The organism is Streptomyces pratensis, assembly GCF_037137275.1.
GTDB classification, from domain to species: Bacteria; Actinomycetota; Actinomycetes; order Streptomycetales; family Streptomycetaceae; genus Streptomyces; species Streptomyces pratensis_B.
Genome location: NZ_JBBBEN010000089.1, coordinates 250,762 through 276,805 on the forward strand (window position 1 = coordinate 250,762; position 26,044 = coordinate 276,805).

Here is a 26,044-nt window from a genome sequence, read left to right on the forward strand (position 1 = left end):
TGAGGAGCGGGGTTCCCACCGGCGGCCCGGACCAGGGACCACGGGCCGGGCGCGTGTGCGTGAGCGGTTCCTCGGAATCTCCCCCCTGGTACGCCGGGCATGCCTGCGTGACAGGATGAGCGTGATGCGCAGACCGCTGCGGACCGTACCGCACGGCCAGAGGGAAGGGACGGGCCCGGCGTTGAGCGAGAATCAGAACCTGCTCGCGGAGCAGCGGCGCGCGCTGATCCTCGACGAAGTGCGCAGGCGCGGCGGGGTCCGGGTCAATGAGCTGACCCGCCGGCTGAACGTCTCCGACATGACGATCCGCCGGGATCTGGACGCGCTGGCCCGGCAGGGCGTCATCGAGAAGGTCCACGGCGGTGCGGTGCCGGTCGTCGAGGCCAGTGCCCACGAGCCCGGATTCGAGGCGAAGTCGGCGCTGGAGCTGACCGCCAAGGAGGAGATCGCCCGGTCGGCGGCGGCGTTGGCGGTCCCCGGCAGCGCGATCGCGCTCTCGGGCGGTACGACGACCTTCGCGCTGGCCCGGCATCTGCTGGACGTCCCGGATCTGACCGTGGTGACCAACTCGGTGCGGGTGGCGGATGTGTTCCACGACGCGCAGCGTCCGGCCGCCGGAGGCGCCACGCGTCCCGGCGCGGCGACGGTGGTGCTCACGGGCGGAGTCCGCACCCCGTCGGACTCGTTGGTCGGGCCGGTCGCGGACCGGGCCATCGACTCCCTCCACTTCGACGTGCTGTTCCTCGGCGTGCACGGGATCTCGGCCGAGGCCGGCCTGTCGACGCCCAATCTCGCGGAGGCCGAGACCAACCGCCGTCTGGTGCGGGCGGCGCGCAGGGTCGTGGTGGTGGCCGACCACACCAAGTGGGGGACGGTTGGGTTGAGTTCCTTCGCGGAGTTGGCGGAGGTCGACACGTTCGTCACGGACGCGGGGCTGGCTCCCGGGGCCCGCGAGGAGATCGAAGAGCGCCTGCCGGGTCTGCTGGTGGCGGGCGGCGCCCCCTCCCGCGCTGTGCCGGCCCCCGAGGGCTGAGACCACCGGGCCGCGCGATGTCCGCTCGGCGAGCGGTGGCGGACGAACGCCCTAGGATCAGAGGGTGGCCGTCTTCCGGATCGAGCGTTTCTCCCCCCTCCCCGTCGCCGAGGCGTGGCGTCGGGTGACCGACTGGGAACGGCATGCCGCGCATGTGCCGCTGACGTCGGTCTCGGTGCCAACCGGCCGTCCCACGCGGGTGGGCACGGTCTTCGTGGCCCGTACGGGGCTGGGGCCGCTGGCGTTCGACGATCCGATGGAAGTGGTGCGGTGGGCCCCGCCCGCCGGTGGCCGGGCTGGGGTGTGCCGACTGGAGAAGCGGGGGACGGTGGTGCTGGGCCGGGCCTCGATCGACGTGCTGCCGACGGATTCCGGTTCCCATGTGGTGTGGGTGGAGGAGCTGCGGGTGCGGATGGTCCCCCGGTGGGGCGATCCGCTGCTCGCCGCCGCCGGGCGGCGGCTGTTCGGCGGCGCCCTGGACGCCCTGCTCGCCGGCTCCGGCGCCCCGTAGGACGGCCGCCCCCGGGCCGCCGCCCCACCTCGGGCCCCGGCCCTCCCCGTACCGGTGGACGACATGCCGCCGTACGGAGTCCCCGGCCGGTCCTCGCGGCCTTCCGGTGCCAGACTCGGACGAGTGACAGACTTCGCGGACCGTCCTGACGACACCGGCCCCTTCGACGGCTCACCGCCGCGGTCTCTGGTGACCGGCGCCACCGGTTACATCGGCGGCCGGCTGGTGCCCGCTCTGCTGGACGCCGGGCACCGGGTGCGCACGCTGGCCAGAACGCCGCGGAAGCTGCGCGACTACCCCTGGGCGGACCGGGTCGAGGTGGTCCGGGGCGACGTCACCGACGCGGCGTCCCTGGCGGAGGCGATGCGGGACGTCGACGTGGCGTACTACCTGGTGCACGCGCTCGGTTCGGGTTCCGACTTCGAGGAGACGGACCGCCGGGCCGCGCGGACCTTCGGCGAGCAGGCCCGGGCCGCCGGGGTGCGCCGCATCGTGTACCTGGGCGGACTGACCCCGGCCGGAGTGCCGGAGAAGGAGCTGTCGCCGCACCTGCGCTCCCGGACGGAGGTGGGACGTCTCCTGCTCGACTCGGGGGTGCCGACGGCGGTGCTGCGCGCGGCGATCGTCATCGGGTCCGGGTCCGCCTCGTTCGAGATGCTGCGCTATCTGACGGAGCGGCTGCCGCTGATGATCACACCGAGCTGGGTGCGGACGCGCATCCAGCCAGTGGCCGTACGGGATGTGATCCGCTATCTGGTGGGGAGCGCGACGCTGCCCGCGGAGGTGAACCGGACCTTCGACATCGGCGGCCCGGACGTCATGACGTACCGGGACATGATGCAGCACTACGCCCGGGTGGCGGGGCTGCCGCGGCGGCTGATCCTGCCCGTGCCGGTGCTCACCCCGGCGCTCTCCAGCCACTGGGTGGGGCTGGTCACCCCGGTGCCCGGCTCCATCGCCCGGCCGCTCACGGAGTCGCTGCGCCACGAGGTCGTCTGCCACGAGCACGACATCGAGCGGTACGTCCCCGACCCGCCGGACGGGACCATCGGCTTCGACCGGGCGCTGCGTCTGGCGCTCCAGCGGATCAGGGACGCGCAGGTGGCCACCCGCTGGTCCACCGCGTCGGTGCGCGGGGCGCCGAGCGACCCGCTGCCCACGGACCCCGACTGGGCGGGCGGCAGCCTGTACCGCGACGAGCGGCAGGCGGCCGTGCCGGTAGCCCCGGACGCCTTGTGGCGGGTGATCGAGGGCATCGGCGGGGAGAACGGCTGGTACTCCTTCCCGCTGGCCTGGGCGGTGCGCGGCTGGCTCGACCGGCTCGTGGGCGGGGTGGGTCTGCGGCGTGGGCGGCGGGACGCGCAGCGGCTGCGGGTGGGTGACTCGCTGGACTTCTGGCGGGTGGAGGAGATCGTGCCGGGCGAGCTGCTGCGGCTGCGGGCGGAGATGCGGCTGCCGGGCCTGGCCTGGCTGGAGCTGTCGGTGCGCGGCGACGCACGCGGCCGGACGGTCTACGGGCAGCGCGCCCTGTTCCACCCGCACGGGCTGCTCGGCCATGCCTACTGGTGGAGCGTGTGGCCGTTCCACTCGGTCGTGTTCGGCGGGATGGCGCGCAACATCACCGAGGCGGCCGCGGCGGATGAGCGGCGGCGGCGCGGCCGGGCGGCCGGCCGTGGTACGGACGGCCCACGGTCCGGCCGCTGAGGGGCGTCCGGCCGCTCACGCCGCGGTTGCCCCCGCCGCCGAAGGAGGGCGGCTGTTCCCGCTTCGTGCCGGACCCGGCAGGCAGAAGGGGGCCGGCCGGGCCTTCCGGAGCTCCGTGCGCCCGCCGGCCGCCCCGCCGGTGGTGAGCGGTCAGCTGGGCCATGCCCCGGTGGCGAGGAAGTCGTCGAGGGCGGCGGTGTACGGGGCGATGTCCAGGTCCTGTTCCTCGAGCCAGGTGTCGGAGTAGTACTTGTCCAGATAGCGGTCGCCCGGGTCGCACAGCAGCGTGACGACGCTGCCCTTCTCGCCGCGCTCCACCATCTCGGCGACCAGTTTGAACGCGCTCCACAGCCCGGTGCCGGTCGAGCCGCCCGCCTTGCGGCCGATGGCGCGCTCCAGGGCGCGGACGGCGGCGACACTGGCCGCGTCGGGGACCTTCATCATGCGGTCGATGGCGCCGGGCACGAAGCTCGGCTCCATGCGGGGGCGGCCGATGCCCTCGATCCGGGAACCGCAGTCGCTGGCGGCGAGCGGGTCGTGCCGGGTCCAGCCGTCGAAGAAGCAGGAGTTCTCCGGGTCGGGCACGCAGATCCGGGTGTCGTGCTGGAGGTAGTGGACGTAGCGGGCGATGGTCGCCGACGTGCCGCCGGTCCCGGCGGTGGCGACGATCCAGGCGGGTTCCGGGTAGCGCTCCAGCCGGAGCTGCTGGTAGATCGACTCCGCGATGTTGTTGTTGCCTCGCCAGTCCGTGGCGCGCTCCGCGTAGGTGAACTGGTCCATGTAGTGGCCGCCGGTCTCGGCGGCGAGGGCGGCGGACTCCTCGTACATCGTCCGCGAGTCGTCGACGAAGTGGCACTGCCCCCCGTGGAACTCGATGAGCCGGCACTTCTCCGGGCTGGTGGTCCGCGGCATCACCGCGATGAAGGGGACGCCGATCAGCTTGGCGAAATACGCCTCCGACACGGCGGTCGAACCGCTGGACGCCTCGATGACCGGCTTGCCCGGCCGAATCCAGCCGTTGCAGAGCCCGTACAGGAAGAGGGAGCGGGCGAGACGGTGCTTGAGGCTGCCGGTCGGGTGCGTCGACTCGTCCTTGAGGTAGAGGTCGATCCCCCATGCCCCGGGCAGCGGGAAGAGCAGCAGATGGGTGTCGGCCGAACGGTTCGCGTCGGCCTGTACCTTGCGGACGGCCTCCTTCAGCCAGGCCCGGTACTCCGGGTCGCTGCGGTCGACGTCCGCGGTCGCCGCGGCCCCACGCTCACGTCCGTGCCTGCTGGTGTCCATCAGCGCGCTCCTGTCATCGTGCTCCCGGTGTTTCCTCCTCCACGATAGGCGTCCCACCTGCACAAACGTTTCCTTTGGTGGCCCATAGCAGTGCCTTTGGCCCGCGCCCGGAGCACGGGCCGTCACCGTCGTTGCGCGCGGTCGCGCGCGGTGCGCCTGTGCGCCCTGGCGATCCGTTCGGCGCCAGGGCACACTGCACAGCAGGGAGTGGTGGAGAAGGGGGCGGGGGCGCTATGGCGGACGTCGAGTTCAGTGCGTCGGGGGTCCGGATCGAGCGGTTCACCCGGTCGCTGACCAGGGCCGGTCAGGTGGTCGTCAAGGACGGCCGGCTGTCACTGCTCACGAGCAGCGGGCGGGAGATCGACAGCGCCCCGGTGGGCACGGTCAGCGCGGGCAAGCGGTGGTTCGCCGCGGCGGACTCGGCCATCGCCCGGGTGAACGGGGTGCGCTACCGGTTGACGATGGGGCAGCGCGAGCGCAGGCCCGACGGGGCCGGGGCGGCCCCGGTGCGGCGCTTCCTGGAGGCGCTGCGCAGTGCGCGCGGCCGGATGGGCTGACCTGCCTCCGCGCACGCCGAGGTCCCGGCTCCGCACTCCGGCGGGCCGGCCCCCGAGCGCGCCGCTCCGCCGCGAGTTGCGGAGCCGTGGGCCTTGGGCCACGCTGGTCCCATGTCACTGAAGGTGCATCACCGGTGACAGAGCGATCCGCTCCGCGGGTGGGTCGCGCGACACGAGCAGACACGACAAGTGCAGAGCGGATTCGGTCATCAGTCGTCCGCCGCCTCCGTTCGTTCGCCTTCTTCCGGACCTATTTCGGGGAGTCGCAGCCGTGATCAGCGAGCCAAGCAGGCACTGCACGGTGGAGCTCCAGGCCCTGCCGTCGCGGATCGGTCAGGTCCGCAGAATCATCTCGGCGCAACTGCGCTACTGGCATCTCGATCCCCTGATCGACCAGGCGGCCCTGGGCGTCACCGAGCTTCTCACCAATGTTCACCGGCACGCACAGCCGGACAAGTCATGCACCGTCGACATCGAGCTGCTGCTCGACCGGCTGACGGTCTCCGTCCACGACCACGACCCGCGACTGCCCACGGTGAACGTGGCGGACTCGTTCGCCACGTCCGGCCGGGGCCTCGCCCTGATCGCCGCCGTCAGCGAGAGCTGGGGGGTGCGGCCGATCGGCTCGGCCGGGAAGGCGGTCTGGTTCACCCTTCCGGCGGCTGCCCGCGCCACGACGCTGCCGCCACTGGCGGTGTACGGATCGATGACCGACGGGCCGTCCGGCTCCCTGAGCATCACCGCCGAGGACGTCACGGCCCCGCCCGCCCGGTCGGCCGTCGTCGGCTGAGGCCCCCGTCCGGCCGCCGCCGACCAGGGGGCGGCCCGGGGCACGGCCTGTCCGGGAGGGGCAGCGGCGTGAGCGGAGCGCTGTACCTGTGCGCCCGTACGCGGTCTCCGTGCCGGCCGCCGCGCCCGGCACCGGATGCGCCCGCCTCGCGTGGCCCGTGCCGCCCTGGCCCGGGACGGTGGACGCCGCCCGCGCGCGCTCCGGGGGCGCGGGGCGTCAACGGGCAGCACGTCGCCCTGCTCGGCCCGAGCGCCGGCCGCACCCCGTGGGGGTGCGCCCCTCCTCCCCCGTCCGCGTAGCTGGGCAGGCGTGCGCCCTCCCGCCTGCCCAGCGCGCCGAGCCGTTCCCTGGCGTCCGCACGTCCGAGGGGCAGCCGCGCCCTCGCGGGGCGCCGCGCCCGGTCCGAGCCCGCTTGGGCCGGAGGCGGCCGTCCGCGGGTCGCTGGAGGTCCGCGGCACCTGGCCAAAGCCGGGGCGGACGCCTTGGGGACGTGACCGATCCGGGCGCCGTGGGCGCGGGCCGGGTGCCGGGGGACGCTTCACGGGTGATCACGGACGGCCGGATTCCGGTCTCCTTCTCCGCGGGTTCCGGCCGGTGGAGGCCCTGCCGTCCGCCCTTCGGCGCCCGCGGGAGCTGAGCAGATACGCGGGGGCGCGCACCTGTGCGAAAGACACCGGCCAGAATCGCGGCTCGGGGAACTGGCCGGTCTCCTCATGGACCGCATGGACGCCTGGGGCATCCCATGGTCGAAAGACGCGGAACGATCGGCTCCGCGCGTACGGTCGACCCCTGCGAGGCGATCCGAACCATGACCGAACCCCTCACCGAACCCACGACGGAAGCGGCTCGCCGGAGCCCCGGCTCCGCCACCTCATCGCTGCCCTCGACGCCCTTCCCGCAGGACCGGGAATGCCCCTACCACCCGCCCGCCGGGTACGAGCCACTCCGCGGGGAAGGGCCGCTGAGCCGGGTCGTCCTCTTCGACGGGCGGCCGGTCTGGGCGGTCACCGGGCACGCCGAGGCCCGCCGGCTGCTGGCCGATCCGCGGCTCTCCACGGACCGCCGCCACCCCGGCTTCCCCTCTCCCGCCGAGCGGTTCGCGAACGCGCGGCAGCGGCGCGTGGCCCTCGTGGGCGTCGACGACCCCGAGCACAACGCCCAGCGCAGGATGCTGATCCCGAGCTTCTCCGTGCAGCGGATCAACGCCCTGCGCCCCCGCATCCAGGAGACGGTGGACCGGCTGCTGGACGCGATGGAGCGGCAGGGGCCGCCGGCGGAACTGGTGAGCGCGTTCGCGCTGCCGGTACCGTCGATGGTGATCTGCGCGCTCCTCGGCGTGCCCTACGCCGACCACGACTTCTTCGAGGAATGCTCGCGGCGGCTCCTGCGCGGCCCCGGTGCGGCCGACGTGGACGCCGCCATGGACGAACTCGAGGAGTACCTGGGATCGTTGATCGATCGCAAGCGGACGAAACCGGGGGACGGGCTCCTCGACGACCTGATCCACCGGGACGGTCCGGACGGCCCGGTCGACCGCGAGCAGTTGGTGGCGTTCGCCGCGATCCTGCTCGTCGCGGGGCACGAGACCACGGCGAACATGATCTCGCTCGGCACGTTCACTCTGCTGCGCCACCCCAGGCAGCTCGCGGCCCTGCGGACCGGGGGGACGACGACGGCCGTGGTGGTCGAGGAGCTGCTGCGGTTCCTGTCGATCGCCGACGGGCTGCAACGGCTGGCGGTCGAGGACATCGAGGTGGCCGGGACGACGATCCGCAGGGGCGAGGGGGTCGTCTTCCCGACCTCGCTCATCAATCGGGACGCCGACGTGTTCGCGCGGCCCGAGACGCTCGACTGGGACCGGTCCGCCCGTCACCATCTCGCCTTCGGTTTCGGCGTCCACCAGTGCCTGGGCCAGAATCTGGCCCGCGCCGAGCTGGAGATCGCTTTGCGCACGCTCCTGGAACGGCTGCCCGGCCTCAGGCTCGCCGCGCCGGCGCAGGAGATCCCGCACAAACCCGGGGACACGATCCAGGGCATGGTCGAGCTGCCCGTGGCCTGGTGAGCGGCGTGGGCGTCGATGTCGACACGGACCGCTGCGTGGGGGCCGGGATGTGCGCGCTGACCGCGCCGGACGTGTTCACCCAGGACGACGACGGCTTGAGCCAGGTGCTCCCCGGCCGTGCGCAGACGGCCGGGGAGCATCCCCTGGTGCGGGAGGCGGTGCGGGCCTGCCCGGTGGGGGCCGTTTCCGTCACCGACGACTGACGGCCCGGGGCACGGGGGGGGCGAGGAGGGCTGGCCCCCGCCCCCGCGTCCTCACACCAGGTCCTCACGTCAGGGCGGTGAGCGGATCGTCGAGTACCGGCTGCCAGGCCAGCTCGGCGGCGCCCACCAGGCTGTTGTGGGCGAGGGTGCACGGCAGGATCGGCACACTGCCGCTGCGCCCCCACAGACTGCGGTCGGCGACGACGGCCCGGAGCCGTTCCGGGTCCGCCTCCAGCAGGTCACGGTGGAGTCCGCCGAGGATGATGCGGTCGGGGTTCAGGATGTTGACCAGTCCGGCGAGGCCCAGTCCCAGACGGTCGATCAGCGCTTCGGCGGCGTGGCGCACCGCAGTGTCCTCGTACTCCGTGCGCAGCAGATCGCCGGCCTGTTTGAGGAGCGACTCCTCTGGGCCCGGTTCACGCCGGGCCGTGGTGAGGAAGGCCAGCGGGTCGGTCTCCACGTCGAGACAGCCGCGTCCGCCGCAGTGACAGGGCCGGCCCTCGGGGTTGACGGTGAGGTGCCCCACTTCCAGGGCGAGGCCGGAACTTCCGCTGTGCAGACGACCGTCGAGCACGAGGGCTCCGCCGACGCCTCGGTGGCCGGTGGCGGCGCAGAGCAGGTGCTGGGCGCCGCGCCCGGCCCCGTGGCGGTGTTCGGCCAGTGCGGCGAGGTTGACGTCGTTACCGGTGAAGGCGGGTCGGGCGATGCCCGCTTCCCGTACGCAGGCGGCGAAGATGTCCCGGACGGGGGAGCCCGCGGGCCAGGCGATGTGCAGAGGGTTGAGGGCGGTCCCCTCGGGTTCGGCCACGGCCGACGGCACGGCGAGACCGGCGCCGACGCAGCGCAGGCCGCTCTCGCGCAGCAGTCGCGCCCCCGCGTCCACGACCTCGCCGAGCACCTGGGCCGGGTCGGCCATCACCGCGACGCAGCCCGGTGAGGTGGCGACGATCCGGCCGCCGAGTCCGACGAGCGCGGCCCTGAAACCGTCGGCGTGGACCTGGGCGGCGAGGACGACGGGTCCGGTCTCCAGGACGGCCAGCCGGTGCGAGGGTCGGCCCTGGGAGCCGGCCGCGGACCCGGGGTTGGAGTCGACCCGGATCAGCCCGAGCGCTTCGAGTTCCGCGGCGACGGCCCCGGCGGTCGCCCGGGTGACGCCGAGTTCGGAGGTGAGGACGGCCCGGGTGGGGGCCCGTCCGGTGTGGACCAGTTCCAGCGCGGGCCCGAGCGCGCTGCGGCCCCTCTCCAGCTTCGTCCGGGTGGTGGTCGCCTTGCCGTTCATGGGGGCGAGTCTCCCATGATCCGGAGGATGGCCCGGACGCCGAGGACCCCGCGCCGACCACTGTGGCGGTGCCGTGGCCCGGCGGCGGGCAGCTCGGTTGCGTGCGCCGCGGCAGCGCCCGTATGCTGAGTTTGTGCCGCTACTAAACAAACTAGGGACGGCCCTTCCCGGGGGAGACGGCGAAGACACCGCCCCGCCCGCGTCGGCCCGCCTCCGTACCGCGCTGACCGTGTTCTTCGCCCTCGACGGGTTCCTCTTCGCCGGCTGGGTGGTGCGTATCCCGGCCATCAAGCAGCAGACCGGCGCCTCTGCCTCCACCCTCGGCCTCGCCCTGCTCGGCGTCTCCGCGGGCGCGGTGATCACCATGATGCTCACCGGCCGACTCTGCCGCCGCTACGGCAGCCACGCCGTCACCGCGGCCTGCGGCGTCCTGCTCCCCCTCAGCATCGCCCTTCCGGCGCAGACCCACTCGGCGCTCTCGCTCGGGCTCGTCCTGCTGGTCTTCGGCGCGGCGTACGGCGGAATGAACGTGGCGATGAACAGCGCCGCGGTGGACCTGGTCGCCGTGTTGCGCCGGCCCGTGATGCCGAGCTTTCACGCCGCGTTCAGCCTGGGCGGCATGGTCGGCGCCGGGCTCGGCGGGCTGGTGGCGGGCAGCCTCTCGGCAGCTGCCCATCTCCTCCTGCTCGCCGGAACCGGCCTGCTCGTCACGGCCTTCGCCGGCCCCTCGCTGCTGCGTCACCGGCCGCCCCACGCCGCCCCGGACGCCGACGGCCCTGCGCGTCCCCGGCAGCGGCTGTCACCGCGGGCGCGCCGCGTCGTCGTGCTCTTCGGCGTGATCGCCCTGTGCACGGCGTACGGCGAAGGGGCCCTGGCCGACTGGGGCGCGCTGCACCTGGAGCAGGATCTGGGCGCGCCTCCCGGGCTCGCCGCCGCCGGGTACGCCCTGTTCGCCCTGACCATGACGGCGGGCCGGCTGACCGGGACCCTGCTTCTGGAACGGCTAGGCCAGACCCTCACCCTCGTCCTCGGCGGGGCGACGGCCGCGGCCGGGATGCTGCTCGGCTCGCTCGCCCCCACCGTCTGGCTCGCCCTGACCGGTTTCGCGATCACCGGCCTGGGACTGGCCAACATCTTCCCCGTCGCGGTGGGACGCGCGGGCGAACTGGCGGGGCCGGGCGGAGTCGCCGCGGCGTCGACGCTCGGGTACGGCGGGATGCTGCTGGGCCCGCCCGCGATCGGCTTCCTCGCCGACTGGTTCTCCCTGCCGACGGCGCTGACGACGGTGGCCGTCCTGGCCGCGGCGGCCGCCGTCCTGGGCTACGGGGCCCGCAACCTCGCACACACCCGCCCCGGTACGCACACAAGATCGATTGAGTAGGCGTACTCAGGCGAAGCCCCCCTCCCCCGGCGCAGGATGGAAGCCTCGACCGAACGAGGGAGCATTCCATGAGCCACCGACTCACCGACCACCCGCACCTGAGCACCTTGGTTCAACTGACCTTCCGGAACCCCGCCTCCCTGATCTACCTCGGCCTGGTGGCCGCTGCGACGGTCTTCGTCACGGTGGACCTCCTGTTCGTGACCCACGAGGACGCCTCGTTCTCCGGCGTCTGGTTGTTCCTGCTGGCGGCCCCGACCGTCTTCCTGTTCTTCTTCGGCAGCTCGCTGGCGGGAGCCGAGGCGGGCGGCCCGACGTGGTTCCTCGTCGTCGCGCTGGTGGTCTCCGTCCTCGTCCAGTCCCTGATCCTGGGCTGGTTCGTCCGGCTGATCCGCAAAGCCCGCCCCACCCGGCCCGCACACCCGCAGGGCGCCTGACACCATCACGGTCATGAAGACCACCGATCACATCCTGTCGCTGTCCGAGGAAGGGCGACTGCTCGCCGCCGCGGCCGACCGGGCAGGCCCGGGGGCGTCCGTCCCGACCTGTCCAGGCTGGCAGATACGCCATCTCCTGCGGCACACCGGCATGGTGCACCGGTGGGCGGCCGCGTTCATCACCGAGGGGCACACCGCGTACCGCCCCGGAGACGGCGAGCCCTCGCTGGACGGAGCCCAGCTCCTCGACTGGTTCCGTGAGGGCCACCGTCATCTGGTCCGGTCGCTGGAGAACGCCCCCTGGGACCTGAGCTGCTGGGCGTTCCTGCCCGCCCCCTCGCCGCTGGCGTTCTGGTCCCGCCGCCAGCTGCACGAGACGACCGTGCACCGCGTGGACGCGGAGTCGGCGCTGGGCGGGCCGCTGACCCCGCTCCCGGCGGACCAAGCCGTCGACAGCATCGACGAACTGCTCACCGGCTTCCACGCCCGCCCCAAGAGCAAGGTGCGCTCCCGGAGCCCTCGCACCCTGCGGGTGCGGGCCACGGACACGCAGGCGGCCTGGACCGTACACCTCTCCGACGAGCCTCCTCGGACGGTGCGTTCGGCGGGCCCGGGCTCCCCGACCGGCCCGGAGCGCGTCGACTGCGAGCTGAGCGGCACGGCTGAGGGCCTCTGCCTCGTCCTATGGAACCGGCTGCCGCTCACCGCCGTCACCCTGCGGGGCGACCGATCGGTGGCCCGCCTCTGGTCGGACCACTCCGCGGTGACCTGGTGAGGCGGGGCGGAGCAGCGGGGCCGCCCGGACCCGTCCCACGCCCCGCAGGGCGGCGCACGCGGGCAGAGCAGGACGCCATGACGATCGAGATCGGCTATGCGCTGGTCAGTGCGGCCTTCCTGGCGGCGCTCACCTTCGCGGGCGTTCTCGCGCCCTGGCTGTTCTTCTTCGACCTGGGCCCCACCGCGCGGCGGGTGGTCCTGGGGGTCGCCACCACGACCGCGGTGCTGGCCTTCGCCGCTCGGGTGGCCCATGTCCTGTGGCGCTTCCCGCAGCGGGAGGCCGCCCCGCTGCCGACCCCATCGCCGCCGGGCCGCCCTGACGCATAACCGCCGTCCCCGCCCGGGGCATCTCGGCGGCGGTGCGCGAACGCTCTCGCCCGCACTCCGCGGGAAGCACGGAGTCGCGCGCGGTCCGGACCCTGCCGTACGGGTCGGCCTGTACGTCCGCCGGGCAGGCGACCGGGCGGGCCGGCCCCCCGGCGACCTGCCGAAACGCCGGCTCGCAGGCCTCGGCCACCCGGTGGAACCGGCCGAAGAGACCGAAGGAGACCAGCCCGGGCAGCTGGCCCCGGCGACGGCCAGGACCGCCCTCGCCCCGAGGGATCGGGGCCAGGGCGGCGGCCGTCCGCTCGGCGTCGGGCCGGAGTCCGGGGCCGAGGGGAGGCGCGGCGAGCGCGGCGGCGTGGAACGCGACACGGACGGCGCCGGTGAAGATGAGCCTCACTCGGGGGACCGGGCCCGTAGTGCCCCTGGGGGCGGTCCCGTCCACCCACCGTCCCGACCAGACGGTCGACCGCCTCGCCCGGCGCGGGGTCCGGCCTCGGGGAACATCGGTACAGCCGTTGGCGCTGAGAACGATCACGGTCCGATCGGCGCGAGCGTGCTGACGCGGTTCTCGTACTCACGACGGGTTTTGCGCCGGGCCCGAACAGCCGGGAAACCCTGGCCGCCGTCGAGCGGCCGACAGCGGTCGAGGAGCTGACGGTGCACGGCGGGGACGGCGGTCACGCGCTGGGGCAGCCCTGGCCTCGCCGTACGGGCGCCCCCTCGTCGAGCGCGGCCCGCTCGGCAGGCTCCAGGTCGGCCGAGCTGGTCGGTCGAGACCCGCTTGTGGACCAGGTTCGCCACTGCGGGCGCCTTCCGCGCGGAGGATCGGACCTTGCCTGTCGTCAAACCCTGTCAGCGATCACCATCGGATCTGTTGGGATTCGAGCCGCCGCGCCCCCCGATTTCACGGGTTCACTGGACACGCCGACCACCTGTCGGCAAACGCCGTTTACCGACGCACGTCGCTGAGTGGACGCGTCGCGGATGTCGAGCACTGCGCGCCAGCGTCAACGTTCCGGCTTCGGGTCAGGCCGGCGGGCCGGGGCGTATCTGGCGAGCATGGTCTGGACGGCCTGTTCGACGGCGTCGTGGATGTCGGAGGCTGCTGGGTTCCAGTCGGTCAGCAGCATGCGGGGCCACAGGACGTAGTTGGCGATCATGCCGAGGAACTGGTTCGCGGCGCTCGCGGCGTCCGGGACATCAGCGTTGCCCGCCTCGTGCTCGGATTCCAAGTAGTGCTGAACGGAGGTGAAGTAGGGCAGTTTGCCGAGCTGGAACTGCATCCGTCCCAGTTCGGGGAAACGAGGCAGTTCGGCGATGACGATCCGGAACAGGGCTGTCATGCCGGGCCGGCCTACCAGGTCGGCATAGCGGTGGCCGACGGTCGTCAGTCCGGAGCGCAGATCTCCGGTCTGCGGCCGCGCGGCACCGTCGCCCGCGTCACGCTGCCAGGACTCGGTGACGATGGCCTCGAAGAGGGCCGCTTTGGTTGGGAACCGCTTGAACAGGGTGGACTTCGAGACCCCGGCCGCTTCGGCGATCCGGGCTAGTGAGGTGCCGTCGTAGCCACGGTCCAGGAACAGTTCTGTGGCTGCGGTGGTGATCGCCTCGCGTTTCTGCTGAGCGAGTCTGCGGTGGTGTGCGGAGAGCTCTGCTGCCATGCGGACAGTATGCCGCAGCCCCGAGGCGAGTCACTTGACTCGCCTCGACAGTCCTGCTTACGGTACGAGAGAAAGGCGAGTCGATTGACTCGCCTCCTATTTGCGGCACCCGGGTGAGTTCCGGCAGCCGCGCGGTGGAGGAACAGTTCATGACGATCGACAAGATCGCTTTGGTGACCGGTGCGAATCGCGGCCTCGGACGCGGCGCGGCCATCGCTCTGGCCAGACGCGGGGTGCGGGTCCTGGTCACCCACCGCGGCGATGCGGCCGGGGCTGAGAAGACGGTGGAACAGGTGCAGGCGGTGGGTGGGACTGCCGCTGTTCTCCGGCTCGACATCAGCGACGTCTCCTCTTTCGCGTCCTTCACCTCCGAACTGAGCGAGCAGCTGGAGCGCTGGGGTACTTCGCGGCTCGACATCTTGGTCAACAACGCGGGAGTGGGGATCTTCGGACCGCTGGAGGACGTCACGATCGACGACTTCGACACGGTGATGGGCACCAACGTCCGGGGCACGTTCTTTCTCATCCAGTCACTCGTGCCGCTGCTGACCCAGGGCGGCCGCGTCATCAACGTCTCGACGTCACTGACCCGCCACACCAGCCCCGCCACCTCGGTCTACTCCGCCTCGAAGGCCGCCGTCGAAGCCTTGAGCCGCACCCTCGCCGCAGAACTCGGCCCACGCGGAATCCGGGTCAACTCCATCGCCCCGGGGCCGACCGCCACCGATTTCAACGGTGGAGCGATGCGGGACGACCCCGAGATGCGCCAGGTTCTGGCCGGACAGACCGCGCTCGGCCGCGTCGGCGAGGCTGAGGAGATCGGCGACGCCATCGCCACGCTGGCCTCAGAGGGCCTGCGCTGGGTCACCGCCCAGCGAATCGAGGTCTCCGGCGGCGCTCTCCTCTGAGCGCCGGGCGGCGGCCTACAGAGAAGCAGGCAGCGACGGACCCGACTCACTCCCAGCCGGTCTCGTCCTCGTCCAGCTCCGGCGCACCAGGGTCCCGAAGAGGGCGCAGGACGCCGGCGGCGGGGGTCGAGGCGGTGAAGCTGTAGCGGCCGAGCAGGTTCAGGTTGCGGTGCTTGAGCGGAGAGAGCCGGACGGTGTCCTCCTCTCGGAGTTCCCCGTCTTCACCGATCACGGTCGTCGACTGACCGGCCCGGGAGACGCGCGCCCGGCCCGTGACCGGGGGGGGCGCACCGTTCGAAGGAGCCGGCCCGGGGCGTATCGGCACGTCTCCGGGGGCTTGCCCGAGGGGCGGCGCGGCCTCCAAGCCCGGCCGGGAGCCGTGCCGGCCCGGACGGCGCGACCGTCACGCCGTACGCGATCCACCGGACGCCCCCTAACGGTCCATCGCCGACATCGCCCGCTGCGCCAGCGGGTGCGTACGGACCAGCTCGGCCAACGACGTCGTCCCGCGGGTGACCCCGGCGAACGCCTTCCAGGCCGGACGGAAGCCGGTGACCGCCGCGTGCATCAGCCCCGGCCGTCGTTCGAACAGTTTGAGCATCCGGCGGCCGACGCCCATCTCCACGCCCAGGCCGGCCTTGATGGCGAAGGCGTAGTTCAGGGCCTGCCGGCGGGCGTCCACCGCGTCGTTGGACTCGGCGATCCTGACCGCCCACTCCCCCGCGAGCCGGCCGGAGCGCAGCGCGAAGGAGATGCCCTCCCGGGTCCACGGCTCCAGCAGTCCGGCCGCGTCCCCGCAGACCACGACCCGGCCGCGCGAGAGCGGCGAATCATCGCTGCGGCAGCGGGTGAGGTGCCCGGAGGAGACGGCGGGCTCGAACCCGGCGAGACCCAGCCGGGCGATGAAGTCCTCCAGATACCGCTTGGTGCCCGCGCCGTCGCCGCGCGCCGAGATGACGCCCACGGTCAGCGTGTCGCCCTTGGGGAAGACCCAGCCGTAACTCCCCGGCATCGGGCCCCAGTCGAGGAGCACCCGGCCCGCCCAGTCCTCTGCCACGGTCGCCGGGACGGGGATCTCCGCCTCCAGGCCGAGGTCGACCTGGTCGAGCTTGACTCCGACGTGCGCCCCTATGCGGCCGGCACTGCCGTCCGCGCCGACGACCGCCCGCGCCAGCACCGTCTCCCCACCGGCAAGCACCACGGCGACCGTACGCCGGTCGGGCACGGCGGGGCCGTGCTGCTCCACCCGCACCACCGAGGCTCCGGTGCGCAGTTCCGCGCCGGCCTTCTGCGCCTCCTCCACCAGCCCGGCGTCGAACTCCGCGCGGTCGATGAGCCCGAAGAGCATGCGCCGGGAGCGGCGGGTACGGGACAGCTTCCCGTTGAGCGAGAACGTGACCGCGTGGACGCGGTCCTTCAGCGGCAGGTCGAACCCCGGCGGCAGCGCGTCGCGGGAGAAACCGATGATCCCCCCGCCGCAGGTCTTGTAGCGCGGCAGTTCCGCCTTCTCCAGCAGCAGGACCCTCCGGCCCGCCACGGCTGCCGCGTACGCCGCCGATGCGCCGGCCGGCCCGGCGCCGACCACGACGACGTCCCAGACGGACGACTCTTCCGGCTCACGTCCGGCGTCTGCGTTCTCGCTGCTCACGATGTGCTTCTGCTCCCGATCCGACCAGTGGCCCCAAGCTGCTCACGGCATCCTACGGCGCGTTCCGGCCAAGCCCTCCTGTGGGAGGATCGACCATGTTTTCGTCGTACTCATGTCGCCACACCAGCGGCGCCGTACCCGGTCGCGTCCACACCGCGCGCCACCCATGACGTCGCACCCACGAGGAGCGTGCCCATGACCGCCCGTCCGATTTCCGAGACCATCGCCGCGCTGATGCCCCGTGCGCGGGCGGAGCTGGCCGAGCTGGTCGCGTTCCAGTCGGTGGCGGACCCGGCTGTGTTCCCCAAGAGCGAGTGCGAGGCGGCGGCGCACTGGGTCGCCGACGCGCTGCGCACCGAGGGCTTCACGGATGTCGCCCTGCTCGACACCCCGGACGGTACCCAGTCCGTCTACGGTTTCCTGCCCGGCCCGGTCGGCGCCCCGACCGTGCTCCTCTACGCGCACTACGACGTGCAGCCGCCGCTGGACGAGTCGGCGTGGCTCTCCCCTCCGTTCGAGCTCACCGAGCGCGACGGCCGGTGGTTCGGCCGGGGCGCCGCCGACTGCAAGGGCGGGTTCATCATGCACCTGCTCGCGCTGCGCGCCCTCAAGGCGAACGGTGGCGTGCCCGTCTCGGTCAAGGTGATCGCCGAGGGCTCCGAGGAGCAGGGCACCGGCGGTTTGGAACGGTACGCCGAGGCGCACCCCGACCTGCTGGCCGCCGACACGATCGTCATCGGTGACACCGGCAACTTCCGCGTCGGGCTGCCGACGGTCACGGCGACGCTGCGCGGGATGACGATGCTGCGGGTGCGGTTGGACACCCTGGAAGGGAACCTGCACTCGGGGCAGTTCGGCGGCGCGGCGCCCGACGCGCTGGCCGCGATGATCCAGCTGCTGGCCTCGCTGCGCGCCGAGGACGGGAGCACGACGGTCGACGGGCTGGACGGCGACGCCGACTGGGACGGCCTCCAGTATCCGCAGGAGGAGTTCCGCCGGGACGCCAAGGTGCTGGACGGAGTCGAGCTGATCGGCACGGGCACGGTCGCGGACCGGATCTGGGCGCGGCCCGCCGTCACCGTCATCGGGATCGACTGCCCGCCGGTGGTGGGCTCGACACCGTCGGTGCAGGCGAGCGCGCGGGCACAGATCAGCCTGCGGGTGCCGCCCGGCCATGACGCCGCCGAGGCGACGAGGCTGCTCACCGCACACCTGGAGTCGCGCGCTCCGNGGGGCGCGCGGGTCCGGGTGGAGCAGGTCGGCCAGGGGCAGCCGTTCCGCGCCGACATGACCAGCCCGGCGTACGCGGCGATGGCGGACGCGATGCGCGAGGCCTACCCGGGCCAGGAGATGCAGGCCTCCGGGATGGGCGGTTCGATCCCGCTCTGCAACACCCTGGCCGGTCTGTACCCCGAGGCGGAGATCCTGCTGATCGGCCTGAGCGAGCCCGAGGCGCAGATCCACGCCGTGAACGAGAGCGTGTCGCCCGAGGAGCTGGAGCGGATGTCGGTGGCCGAGGCGCTGTTCCTGCGCAACTACGCGGAGTCGAAGAAGGTCTGACCCCGCCACCGCCCGACAGCGCTGGTCGGGCGCCGCCCGCGCACATCCGCCCGCGCGGGCGGCGCCCGTCCGCCCCGCGGCCCCGCCCCGTCCGGCCATGCGCCTCGGACCTCCCCGCACGGGCCCGCCCCGGCCGCCGCAGGGCCGCGGGTCTTGCGGCGCGACGAGATGGGGCGGCCCGTCGGCGGCCGGGGCGGGGCTCTCGACGGCCCTTCGGGCGGACGGGGTCCTCCTCGGAGGCTCCCCGGGCCGCTACGCCGCGGGCGAAGTCGCCCCCGGCGTAGTTCCGTGCGGCGGGCTTCCTCTGCTGCGTAGGTTCGCCGCGTGGATGTCGTCGAGGTGCTCCCCCAGTTGCACATGTTCCGCTTCCGGATCGGTCAGTCCTATGTCTGGCGCGACGGGAGGGACCTCACCCTGATCGACGCGGGCGACGTCGAGGCCGCCCGCGCGATCGAGGACGCCCTGCGCGCGCTCGGCCTCGAACCGTCCCTCATCCGCCGCATCGTCCTCACCCACGGCCACCGCGACCACTACGGCGCGGCGCGGGAGCTGGCGGACCGCCATGGCGCCGAGATCGTCGCCCACGCTTTGGACGCCCCTGTGATCCGGGGCGAGCGCCCCGTGCCGGAGCCGGACCTGCTCGACTGGGAGCGGCCTCTGTACGAGCACGGGCTGACGGTGCCGAAGGCCCCGCCCACCCCGGTGGACCGCGAGGTGGCCCACGGTGAGGTGCTGCCGTTCGGGGGCGGGGCCCGGGTGGTCCACGCGCCCGGCCACACGCCCGGCTCCATCGCCCTGCACCTGCCGCGCCACGGGGTGCTGTTCACCGGGGACTGCGTCGCGGCGGTGGAGCGGGTGATGCTCGGTGTGTTCAACGTGGACCGGGGCCTGGCGCGGGACGCCTTCCGGAGGCTGGCCGCGCTCGCACCCCGTACCGTCTGCTTCGGTCACGGCGATCCGCTCACCGAGGACGCCGCAGCGGCGATGAAGGCGGCGGCCGCGGCCTGCTGAGCTCGCGGGAGCGCCGCCGCGCCCCCTTGCTCGCCCCTCAGCCCACCGGGACCCCGGCCTCCAGGTTGAGCACTGTCGACCGCTCGCGCGCCCGCAGGGCCCAGCGCAGCCGCTCGTACCGGGTGGGCGGCAGCATCGCCGCGGCCTCCTCCTCTGTGACGAAGCGCCAGCCGCGCAGCTCCGAGCCGGGCAGCAGCAGCCGGCCGGCGTCCTCGGCCCGCAACAGCCCTCCGTCGAAGAGGAAGCGCAGCCCGCCGTAGCCGGGCGGGCAGGGCCTCTCCCAGTCGACCAGCAGCAGGGCGGGCACCCGGTCGAGGCGCAGGCCTATCTCCTCCGCGACCTCACGGACACCGGCCTGGGCGGGGGCTTCGCCCGCCTCGACCACCCCGCCGGGGAACTCCCACCCCGGCTTGTACGTGGGGTCCACGAGCAGCACCCGGTCGGCCTCGTCGAAGAGGAGGACCCCGGCGGCGACCGTCTCCGCGGTGGGCTCGGGGCTCTGGACGATGGGGCACGGTGCGGCGCTGTCGGTGCGCACGGCCTCGGCGATCCGCTGGGCGGTCTCGCGGGGGGTGAGGGCGCTGTTGTCGACGACGTGGGCGTCCCGGGCGATCCAGTCGAGCGCGTCGCGGTACGGCCCGATGTGCTCGTAGGCCCACTGCCGCACGCGCTCGCTCTGATCCTCGTCCCCGGGGAACTCCCTCCGCTTCGCGATCCTGTCGCGCAGGATCGTTTCCTCAGGTGAGAGCAGCACGTGGCGGACGGGGATGCGCCGGGAGGCGAGCCCTCCGAAGATCTCGTCGCGGTACTCCTGGCGCAGCAGCGTCATCGGCACGACCAGGACGCCCGGCACCTCGGCGAGCAGCGCCGCCGCCGTGTCCACCACGAGCCGCCGCCAGATCGGCAGGTCCTGGAAGTCGGTGACCTCGGCGAGTCGCTTCTGCGGCAGCAGACCGCGCAGCGTTGCGCCGGTCGTCTCCGGGTCGTACAGCGTGCTGTGCGGGATCAGATCGATCAGTTCGCCCGCGGTACTGGACTTGCCCGCACTGAACGCACCGTTGATCCAGACGATCACGGTTCCCCCTCTTCCGTAGCCTCCTGTGGCTTGCCCGCAACACCCTGCCGTGAAAACCCCGCTGGGGCGACGGCGTTGCCCGGACGCGGCGATCCGCGACGGTTGGCGGCTTTCGCACGGTACGCCGAGGGCGGCCGCGCGGCTCCACCGGTGCCGTGGGGGGCGCCTGCCGGCCGCCTGGGAGAGCGACGGCCCAGTCGGGAGTCAGGGGGCTCGGCAGCGGACCGCCGACCCGGCGGCGGGCTCTCAGCGCAGGGCGATCGCCGCGGCCGCCGCACCGACCAGTCCCGCGTCGGCGCCCATCACTGCGGGCTCGACGGTCAGCCGGCGGAGGTAGGAGAGGGTCGCGTAGTCCCGGACATGGCGGCGCAGCGGGGCCAGGAGCACGTCGCCGGCCCCGGCCACTCCCCCGCCGATCACCGCGATGTCGAGGTCCACGAGAGTGGCGGTGGCGGCGATCCCGGCCGCCAGCGCCTGCGCCGCGCGCTCATAGGCGGCTGCGGCGACCGGGTCCCCGGCGCGGGCCGCGGCGGCCACCGCGGCGGCCGTGGTGTCGCCGTCCGGTCCCGGCCGCCAGCCGGCCCGCAGAGCACGGCGCGCGATGTTGGGCCCGCTGGCGAGGCCCTCGACGCAGCCGCGCGACCCGCAGGGGCACGGACCGCCGTCCAGGTCGACGCTGATGTGGCCGATGTGCCCGGCGTTGCCGGAGGGGCCCGGGCGCAGGGCGCCGCCGATGACCAGTCCGCCGCCGACCCCTGTGGACACGACCAGGCACAGCGCGTTGTCATAGCCGCGGGCCGCGCCGAGCCAGTGCTCTGCCGCCGTCATCGCGACCCCGTCGCCGACCAGCGCCACCGGCAGTCCGCCCGTCGTCTTGCGCACGCGCTCCACCAGCGGGAAGCCCCGCCAGCCGGGGACGTTGACGGGGCTGACCGTGCCGGCGGCCGCGTCGACCGGGCCCGCGCTGCCGATGCCCACGCGGCCCACGCCGTCCCACAGCGGAGAGGCCGTCAACGCGCCCAGGACCTCGTCCACGGCGCCCATCACCGCCTCGGCCCCCTCCCGGGCGGGCGTCGGCCGCTGCGCCCGCACGAGGAGGGACCCGGCGCCGTCCACCAGAGCGCCGGCGATCTTGGTGCCGCCGATGTCGAGGGCGGCGACGAGGTCGGTATGCATCGGTGTGGGCTCTCCGGATCGGCGAACGGACGGGACCTGCGGGTTCCGTCCACAGTCTGCACGCTCTTTCCCCTGTTGACAACGTTGTCCAGGGCCTATGCTCGACGCCACAGCCTCCCATCACCCTCGCGTCGCCCCGCGGGGCGACGGCCGGGGCTCCCGAAGCCCCGCCGCAGCCGACGACAGGACAGCACACGTGGACCGGACCGCCCGTCACTCCGAGAACCGTTACGGCAACCGGCCGACCATGAAGGACGTGGCGGCCCGCGCCGGAGTGGGCCTCAAGACGGTCTCCCGGGTGGTGAACAGCGAACCCGGCGTCACGCCCGACACCGAGCGCCGCGTGCAGGAGGCGATCGACGCGCTCGGCTTCCGGCGCAACGACAGCGCCCGGGTGCTGCGCAAGGGGCGTACGGCGTCCATCGGGCTGGTCCTGGAGGATCTGGCGGACCCGTTCTACGGTCCGCTGAGCCGCGCGGTGGAGGAGGTCGCCCGCGCCCACGGCGCGCTGCTGATCAACGGTTCGAGCGCCGAGGACCCGGAGCGGGAACAGGAGTTGGTGCTCGCGCTGTGCGCCCGCCGGGTGGACGGACTGATCGTGATCCCCGCCGGCGACGACCACCGCTACCTGGAGCCGGAGATCAAGGCGGGCGTCGCCACGGTCTTCGTGGACCGTCCGGCGGGCCACGTCGAGGCCGACATGGTGCTCTCCGACAGCTTCGGCGGCGCCCGGGAGGGCGTGGCCCACCTCATCGCGCACGGCCACCGCAGGATCGGCTTCATCGGCGACCAGCCGCGGATTCACACCGTCACCGAGCGGCTGCGCGGCTATCGCGCCGCCATGGCGGACGCGGGCATCACCGTCGAGGAGGAGGCCTGGGTCTCCCTGGGCTCCACCGACCCCGCCCGGGTCCGGCCCGCCGTCGAGGCGATGCTCGCCGGGCCCGAGCCGGTCACCGCGCTCTTCGCGGGGAACAACCGGGTGACGGTGACGGCGGTCCGGGTGATCGCCGAGCGGGAACGGCCGGTGGCGCTGGTGGGGTTCGACGACATCGAACTGGCCGACCTGCTCGGCATCACCGTGATCTCACAGGACGCGGCGGCGGTCGGAAGGACCGCCGCCGAGCACCTCTTCCGCCGCCTCGACGGCGCGGCCCACCCTCCGTCGCGGGTGGAGCTGCCCACGCGGCTGATCCCGCGCGGCTCGGGCGAACTCCCGCCCGCCTGACCCCGCCGCCCGCGGCACGCCACGGCAGGGGCCGCGCCGCGGCCGCGCAGGGGCGCCTACGGAGCCGTGACGGTCAGATCGCCCCGGCGCGGCGACGAGAACGCGTCCAGGTCCGCGCGGGTGAGCCCGGTCAGCCGGGCCACCTCTGCGGTGTCCAGCGCCCCGCAGTCGATGCCGCGCAGCAGATATCCGCTGAGGGCCTTGGCGGTGGCGGGTTCGTCCATGACGTCACCGCTCGCCTTGGAGACATAGGCGGCGAGCCGGGCGGCCGCCGGCTCCAACCCCTCGCGGTAGAAGGCGTAGACGGCCGCGTAACGGGTCGGCAGGTGGCCGGGGTGCATGTCCCAGCCCTGGTAGTAGGCGCGAGCCAGCGCGCGGCGGGTGAGGCCGTAGTGGAGCCGCCAGGCCTCGTGCACCTGGGCGGTGGGACCGACGGGGAGGACGTTGGTGGAGCCGTCGGAGACCCGGACGCCGGTGCCCGCCGCGGCGACCTGCATGACCGCCTTGGCGTGGTCGGCGGCGGGGTGGTCGCCGGCCTGGTAGGCGGCGCTGACCCCGACGCAGGCGCTGTAGTCGAAGGTGCCGTAGTGCAGCCCGGTGGCCCGCCCCCGCGCGGCGTCGATCATGCGCGCGACCGCGGCCGTCCCGTCGGAGGCGAGGATGGACTGGCTGGTCTCGATCTGGATCTCGAAGCCGATCCGTCCGGCGTCGAGTCCGTGGGCCTTCTCGAAGGCTTCGAGCAGCCGGACGAAGGCGGTGACCTGTTCCGGGTACGTGACCTTCGGGAGGGTCAGCACGAGCCCTTCGGGCAGGCCGCCGGCCTCCATGAGCCCGGTGAGGAAGACGTCCGTTGTGCGGATGCCCCGGTCGCGCACGCCGGCTTCCATGCACTTCATCCGGATGCCCGTGTACGGGGCCGCTGTGCCGTTGGCGTACGCCTCGGAGACCAGGCGGGCTGCGCGGGCCGCGACCTCGTCCTCCTCCTGGTCCGGGCGGGGGCCGAAACCGTCCTCGAAGTCGATGCGCAGGTCCTCGACGGGCTCGCGCTCCAGCTTGGCGCGTACGCGGTCGTGAACCGGCCCGGCCAGCTCCTCGGGGAGGCCGAGGACGGCGGCGAACGACGAGGCGTCGGGGGCGTGCTCGTCGAGGGCGGCCAGCGCCTGGTCGCCCCAGGAGCGGAGGGTGCCGGGCTCCAGGGCGTCGCCGGGGACGTAGACGGTGTGCACGGGCTGGCGGGTGCCGGGATCGCCCGGGTAGCGGCGGGCCAGCTCCGCGTCGACCTCGGCGAGGGAGGCGCTGATCTCCTCGCTGACCGCACCGGCGAGGCTCGTTGCCACCTTCTCCTGCTGACCCATGACCGCATCCTCCACGCTCTTATTGTTTCCGCTTCCCGGAATCAACAATCCGTATAGTGAAGTTATAAGTCTGGGGGGTGTGCGTCAATGGTGGCCTGGTACGGCGCTGGGCCGCGCGGTGGGGTTCACCGTGCGGCCCAGGGCGAGGGTGGTGCGAGGGGGTGCGGGGTCAGCCCTTGCGGGTGTTGATCTCCTCGGTGAGCTGGGGGACGACGGTGAACAGGTCGCCGACGACGCCGTAGTCGACGAGGTCGAAGATCGGGGCCTCGGCGTCCTTGTTGATCGCGACGATGGTCTTGGAGGTCTGCATCCCGGCCCGGTGCTGGATCGCGCCGGAGATCCCCGAGGCGATGTACAGCTGCGGGGAGACGGACTTGCCGGTCTGCCCGACCTGGCTGGTGTGCGGGTACCAGCCCGCGTCCACCGCCGCGCGCGAAGCGCCCACCGCCGCGCCCAGACTGTCGGCGAGCGCCTCGATCAGCGGGAAGTTCTCCGCACCGTTGACCCCCCGCCCGCCGGACACCACGATCGCGGCCTCGGTCAGCTCCGGGCGCCCCGTGGACTCCCGCGGCGTACGCGAGGTGACCTTCGTGCCCCTGGCCGCGTCACCGAACGACACCGCCAGCTCCTCCACCGCACCGGCCGCCGCGGCCGGCTCCACCGGCGCCGAGTTCGGCTTGACCGTGATCACCGGCACCCCCCGCGAGACACGGGACCTCGTCGTGAACGAAGCCGCGAACGCCGACTGCGTGGCGACCGGACCCTGCTCACCGGCCTCCAGATCCGTGGCATCGGTGATCACACCCGACCCCACCCGCAACGCCAGACGCGCCGCGACCTCCTTGCCCTCGGCCGACGACGCCACCAGCACCGCCACCGGAGCCACCACCCCGAAAGCAGCCTGCAGCGCGTCCACCTTCGGCACCACCAGATACTCCCCGAACTCCGCGGCCTCCGCCACCAGAACCCGCACCGCACCGTGCTCACCCAGCACCCCGGCGGTCTCCCGCGCCCCCGCACCCAGCGCCACCGCCACCGGATCACCGACCCGACGGGCCAGCGTCAGCAGCTCCAGGGTCGGCTTGCGCACCGCACCGTCCACATGATCGACCAGAACCAGAACTTCAGCCATGACAACGCACTCCAGACAGAGAAGACACAGGAAGACAAGACACAACCGCACACACACCCGCACCCGGCCACCCCACCCACACCGGCGCCGAACCGGGCACGGACACCGGAACAGACCCCGACACGGACACGGGAACAGGCCCGGGCACTAGATGAACTTCTGGCCCGCGAGGAACTCCGCGAGCTGCCGGCCGCCCTCGCCCTCGTCCGTCACGACCGTGCCCGCCGTACGCGCCGGACGCTCCACGGCCGAGTCCACCGCCGTCCACGCACCCGCCAGACCCACCTCACCGGCCTCCAGACCCAGATCCTCCAGATCCAGCGACTCCACCGGCTTCTTCTTCGCCGCCATGATCCCCTTGAACGACGGGTAACGAGCCTCACCGGACTGATCGGTCACCGACACCACCGCCGGCAACGACGCCTCCAGCAACTCCGTCGCCGTGTCACCGTCACGCCGCCCCGTCACCACACCCCCCGCCACCGCGACCTCCGACACCAACGTCACCTGCGGAACACCCAGACGCTCCGCGAGCAGAGCCGGAAGCACCCCCATCACCCCGTCCGTGGAAGCCATCCCACAGACCACCAGGTCATACCCGCTCTTCTCCACCGCCTTCGCCAGCACCAGCGACGTCCCCATCACATCACTGCCGTGCACAGCACCGTCCTCGACGTGAACCGCCTTGTCCGCCCCCATCGACAACGCCTTGCGCAACGCGTCCCTGGCATCCTCCGGACCCACCGTCACCACGGTGACCTCCGCACCGTCCGCCCCGTCCGCGATCTGCAACGCCTGCTCGACCGCGTACTCGTCCAGCTCCGACAACAGACCGTCCACATCCTCACGGTCCAACGTCAGGTCATCGGCGAAACGCCGGTCACCGGTCGCGTCGGGCACGTACTTCACACAGACAACGATCCTCAAGCTCACGCCGGCTCTCCT

Annotated in this window: 25 protein-coding genes; 15 read left to right on the forward strand and 10 right to left on the reverse strand. The window is 73.1% G+C overall.

From position 1 onward, the window contains the following. The first annotated feature begins 181 nt into the window (after window positions 1-181). The 3 genes from V9U70_RS15820 (at window position 182) to V9U70_RS15830 (ending at window position 3,248) form a co-directional block, all read left to right on the forward strand. Entirely contained in the window at window positions 182-1,033 is an 852-nt protein-coding gene (locus tag V9U70_RS15820; protein ID WP_336675788.1) for a DeoR/GlpR family DNA-binding transcription regulator, read from the forward strand. A 64-nt stretch (window positions 1,034-1,097) separates the two neighbouring features. After that, a complete protein-coding gene (locus V9U70_RS15825) occupies window positions 1,098-1,544 on the forward strand; it encodes an SRPBCC family protein (protein WP_336675790.1) in 447 nt (148 codons plus the stop codon). A 123-nt stretch (window positions 1,545-1,667) separates the two neighbouring features. After that, the gene (locus tag V9U70_RS15830) at window positions 1,668-3,248 is read left to right on the forward strand and encodes an SDR family oxidoreductase (protein ID WP_419723985.1); all 1,581 of its coding nucleotides are present in this window, start codon (window positions 1,668-1,670) and stop codon (window positions 3,246-3,248) included. 150 nt (window positions 3,249-3,398) lie between these two features. Here the strand turns inward: V9U70_RS15830 and V9U70_RS15835 are convergent, their stop codons facing one another. Continuing rightward, window positions 3,399-4,532 (reverse strand): PLP-dependent cysteine synthase family protein, encoded by a 1,134-nt coding sequence (locus V9U70_RS15835; RefSeq protein WP_336675791.1) that lies wholly within the window; start codon window positions 4,530-4,532, stop codon window positions 3,399-3,401. 233 nt (window positions 4,533-4,765) lie between these two features. Between V9U70_RS15835 and V9U70_RS15840 the strand changes: the two genes are divergently transcribed. From V9U70_RS15840 to V9U70_RS15855, 4 genes are all read left to right on the forward strand, one after another. Further along, window positions 4,766-5,089 carry a hypothetical protein gene (locus tag V9U70_RS15840; RefSeq protein WP_336675792.1) on the forward strand — a complete coding sequence of 108 codons (324 nt, stop codon included), beginning with the start codon at window positions 4,766-4,768 and terminating at the stop codon, window positions 5,087-5,089. A 271-nt stretch (window positions 5,090-5,360) separates the two neighbouring features. Next, on the forward strand, window positions 5,361-5,879 hold the full coding sequence (locus tag V9U70_RS15845; RefSeq protein ID WP_336675793.1) for an ATP-binding protein: 519 nt from the start codon (window positions 5,361-5,363) through the stop codon (window positions 5,877-5,879). Window positions 5,880-6,687: 808 nt separating this feature from the next. Continuing rightward, the gene (locus V9U70_RS15850) at window positions 6,688-7,941 is read left to right on the forward strand and encodes a cytochrome P450 (RefSeq protein ID WP_336675795.1); all 1,254 of its coding nucleotides are present in this window, start codon (window positions 6,688-6,690) and stop codon (window positions 7,939-7,941) included. Further along, on the forward strand, window positions 7,938-8,144 hold the full coding sequence (locus V9U70_RS15855) for a ferredoxin (RefSeq protein WP_336675796.1): 207 nt from the start codon (window positions 7,938-7,940) through the stop codon (window positions 8,142-8,144). The genes V9U70_RS15850 and V9U70_RS15855 overlap by 4 nt, the downstream gene beginning before the upstream one ends. A gap of 64 nt (window positions 8,145-8,208) precedes the next feature. On the opposite strand, the gene V9U70_RS15860 is transcribed toward V9U70_RS15855, so the two are convergent. Beyond that, a complete protein-coding gene (locus V9U70_RS15860; protein WP_336675797.1) occupies window positions 8,209-9,423 on the reverse strand; it encodes an ROK family protein in 1,215 nt (404 codons plus the stop codon). Window positions 9,424-9,652: 229 nt separating this feature from the next. Here V9U70_RS15860 and V9U70_RS15865 point away from each other — a divergent pair, with 229 nt between their 5' ends. From V9U70_RS15865 to V9U70_RS15880, 4 genes are all read left to right on the forward strand, one after another. Next, the gene (locus tag V9U70_RS15865) at window positions 9,653-10,804 is read left to right on the forward strand and encodes an MFS transporter (RefSeq protein WP_336675846.1); all 1,152 of its coding nucleotides are present in this window, start codon (window positions 9,653-9,655) and stop codon (window positions 10,802-10,804) included. Window positions 10,805-10,872: 68 nt separating this feature from the next. Beyond that, window positions 10,873-11,241, forward strand: a complete 369-nt coding sequence (locus V9U70_RS15870; RefSeq protein WP_336675799.1) for an SCO4225 family membrane protein — start codon at window positions 10,873-10,875, stop codon at window positions 11,239-11,241. 13 nt (window positions 11,242-11,254) lie between these two features. Further along, window positions 11,255-12,016: a maleylpyruvate isomerase family mycothiol-dependent enzyme gene (locus V9U70_RS15875; RefSeq protein ID WP_336675801.1), complete on the forward strand. Its 762-nt coding sequence runs from the start codon at window positions 11,255-11,257 to the stop codon at window positions 12,014-12,016. Beyond that, a complete protein-coding gene (locus V9U70_RS15880; protein WP_336675803.1) occupies window positions 12,013-12,345 on the forward strand; it encodes a DUF6332 family protein in 333 nt (110 codons plus the stop codon). Before V9U70_RS15875 ends, V9U70_RS15880 begins: the two co-directional genes overlap by 4 nt. Window positions 12,346-13,352: 1,007 nt before the next feature. On the opposite strand, the gene V9U70_RS15885 is transcribed toward V9U70_RS15880, so the two are convergent. Continuing rightward, window positions 13,353-14,006, reverse strand: coding sequence for a TetR/AcrR family transcriptional regulator (locus tag V9U70_RS15885; RefSeq protein WP_336675805.1), 654 nt, complete (start codon window positions 14,004-14,006; stop codon window positions 13,353-13,355). A 149-nt stretch (window positions 14,007-14,155) separates the two neighbouring features. Here V9U70_RS15885 and V9U70_RS15890 point away from each other — a divergent pair, with 149 nt between their 5' ends. After that, window positions 14,156-14,914, forward strand: a complete 759-nt coding sequence (locus tag V9U70_RS15890; protein WP_336675807.1) for an SDR family NAD(P)-dependent oxidoreductase — start codon at window positions 14,156-14,158, stop codon at window positions 14,912-14,914. A 46-nt stretch (window positions 14,915-14,960) separates the two neighbouring features. On the opposite strand, the gene V9U70_RS15895 is transcribed toward V9U70_RS15890, so the two are convergent. Beyond that, window positions 14,961-15,146, reverse strand: a complete 186-nt coding sequence (locus V9U70_RS15895; RefSeq protein WP_336675809.1) for a hypothetical protein — start codon at window positions 15,144-15,146, stop codon at window positions 14,961-14,963. Between the two features lie 201 nt (window positions 15,147-15,347). Next, entirely contained in the window at window positions 15,348-16,562 is a 1,215-nt protein-coding gene (locus V9U70_RS15900) for a geranylgeranyl reductase family protein (RefSeq protein WP_336675811.1), read from the reverse strand. Window positions 16,563-16,757: 195 nt separating this feature from the next. On the opposite strand from V9U70_RS15900, the gene V9U70_RS15905 reads away from it, so the two are divergent. Beyond that, on the forward strand, window positions 16,758-18,122 hold the full coding sequence (locus V9U70_RS15905; RefSeq protein WP_336675812.1) for a dipeptidase: 1,365 nt from the start codon (window positions 16,758-16,760) through the stop codon (window positions 18,120-18,122). A 324-nt stretch (window positions 18,123-18,446) separates the two neighbouring features. Continuing rightward, window positions 18,447-19,133 (forward strand): MBL fold metallo-hydrolase, encoded by a 687-nt coding sequence (locus V9U70_RS15910; RefSeq protein ID WP_336675813.1) that lies wholly within the window; start codon window positions 18,447-18,449, stop codon window positions 19,131-19,133. Window positions 19,134-19,170: 37 nt separating this feature from the next. Here V9U70_RS15910 and V9U70_RS15915 read toward each other — a convergent pair whose 3' ends face one another. Together V9U70_RS15915 and V9U70_RS15920 are read right to left on the reverse strand one after the other, a co-directional pair. Continuing rightward, window positions 19,171-20,208, reverse strand: coding sequence for an NUDIX hydrolase (locus V9U70_RS15915; RefSeq protein ID WP_336675814.1), 1,038 nt, complete (start codon window positions 20,206-20,208; stop codon window positions 19,171-19,173). Between the two features lie 246 nt (window positions 20,209-20,454). Next, window positions 20,455-21,384, reverse strand: a complete 930-nt coding sequence (locus V9U70_RS15920) for an ROK family protein (RefSeq protein ID WP_336675815.1) — start codon at window positions 21,382-21,384, stop codon at window positions 20,455-20,457. Window positions 21,385-21,580: 196 nt separating this feature from the next. Here V9U70_RS15920 and V9U70_RS15925 point away from each other — a divergent pair, with 196 nt between their 5' ends. After that, complete coding sequence (locus V9U70_RS15925; protein ID WP_336675817.1) at window positions 21,581-22,612, forward strand: LacI family DNA-binding transcriptional regulator; 1,032 nt, start codon at window positions 21,581-21,583, stop codon at window positions 22,610-22,612. Window positions 22,613-22,668: 56 nt separating this feature from the next. On the opposite strand, the gene V9U70_RS15930 is transcribed toward V9U70_RS15925, so the two are convergent. The 3 genes from V9U70_RS15930 to V9U70_RS15940 form a co-directional block, all read right to left on the reverse strand. Continuing rightward, a complete protein-coding gene (locus V9U70_RS15930; RefSeq protein WP_336675819.1) occupies window positions 22,669-23,967 on the reverse strand; it encodes a DUF6986 family protein in 1,299 nt (432 codons plus the stop codon). Between the two features lie 169 nt (window positions 23,968-24,136). Further along, window positions 24,137-25,099 (reverse strand): electron transfer flavoprotein subunit alpha/FixB family protein, encoded by a 963-nt coding sequence (locus V9U70_RS15935; RefSeq protein WP_336673359.1) that lies wholly within the window; start codon window positions 25,097-25,099, stop codon window positions 24,137-24,139. Between the two features lie 147 nt (window positions 25,100-25,246). Next, window positions 25,247-26,032: an electron transfer flavoprotein subunit beta/FixA family protein gene (locus V9U70_RS15940; protein WP_336673358.1), complete on the reverse strand. Its 786-nt coding sequence runs from the start codon at window positions 26,030-26,032 to the stop codon at window positions 25,247-25,249. Window positions 26,033-26,044: the final 12 nt, after the last annotated feature.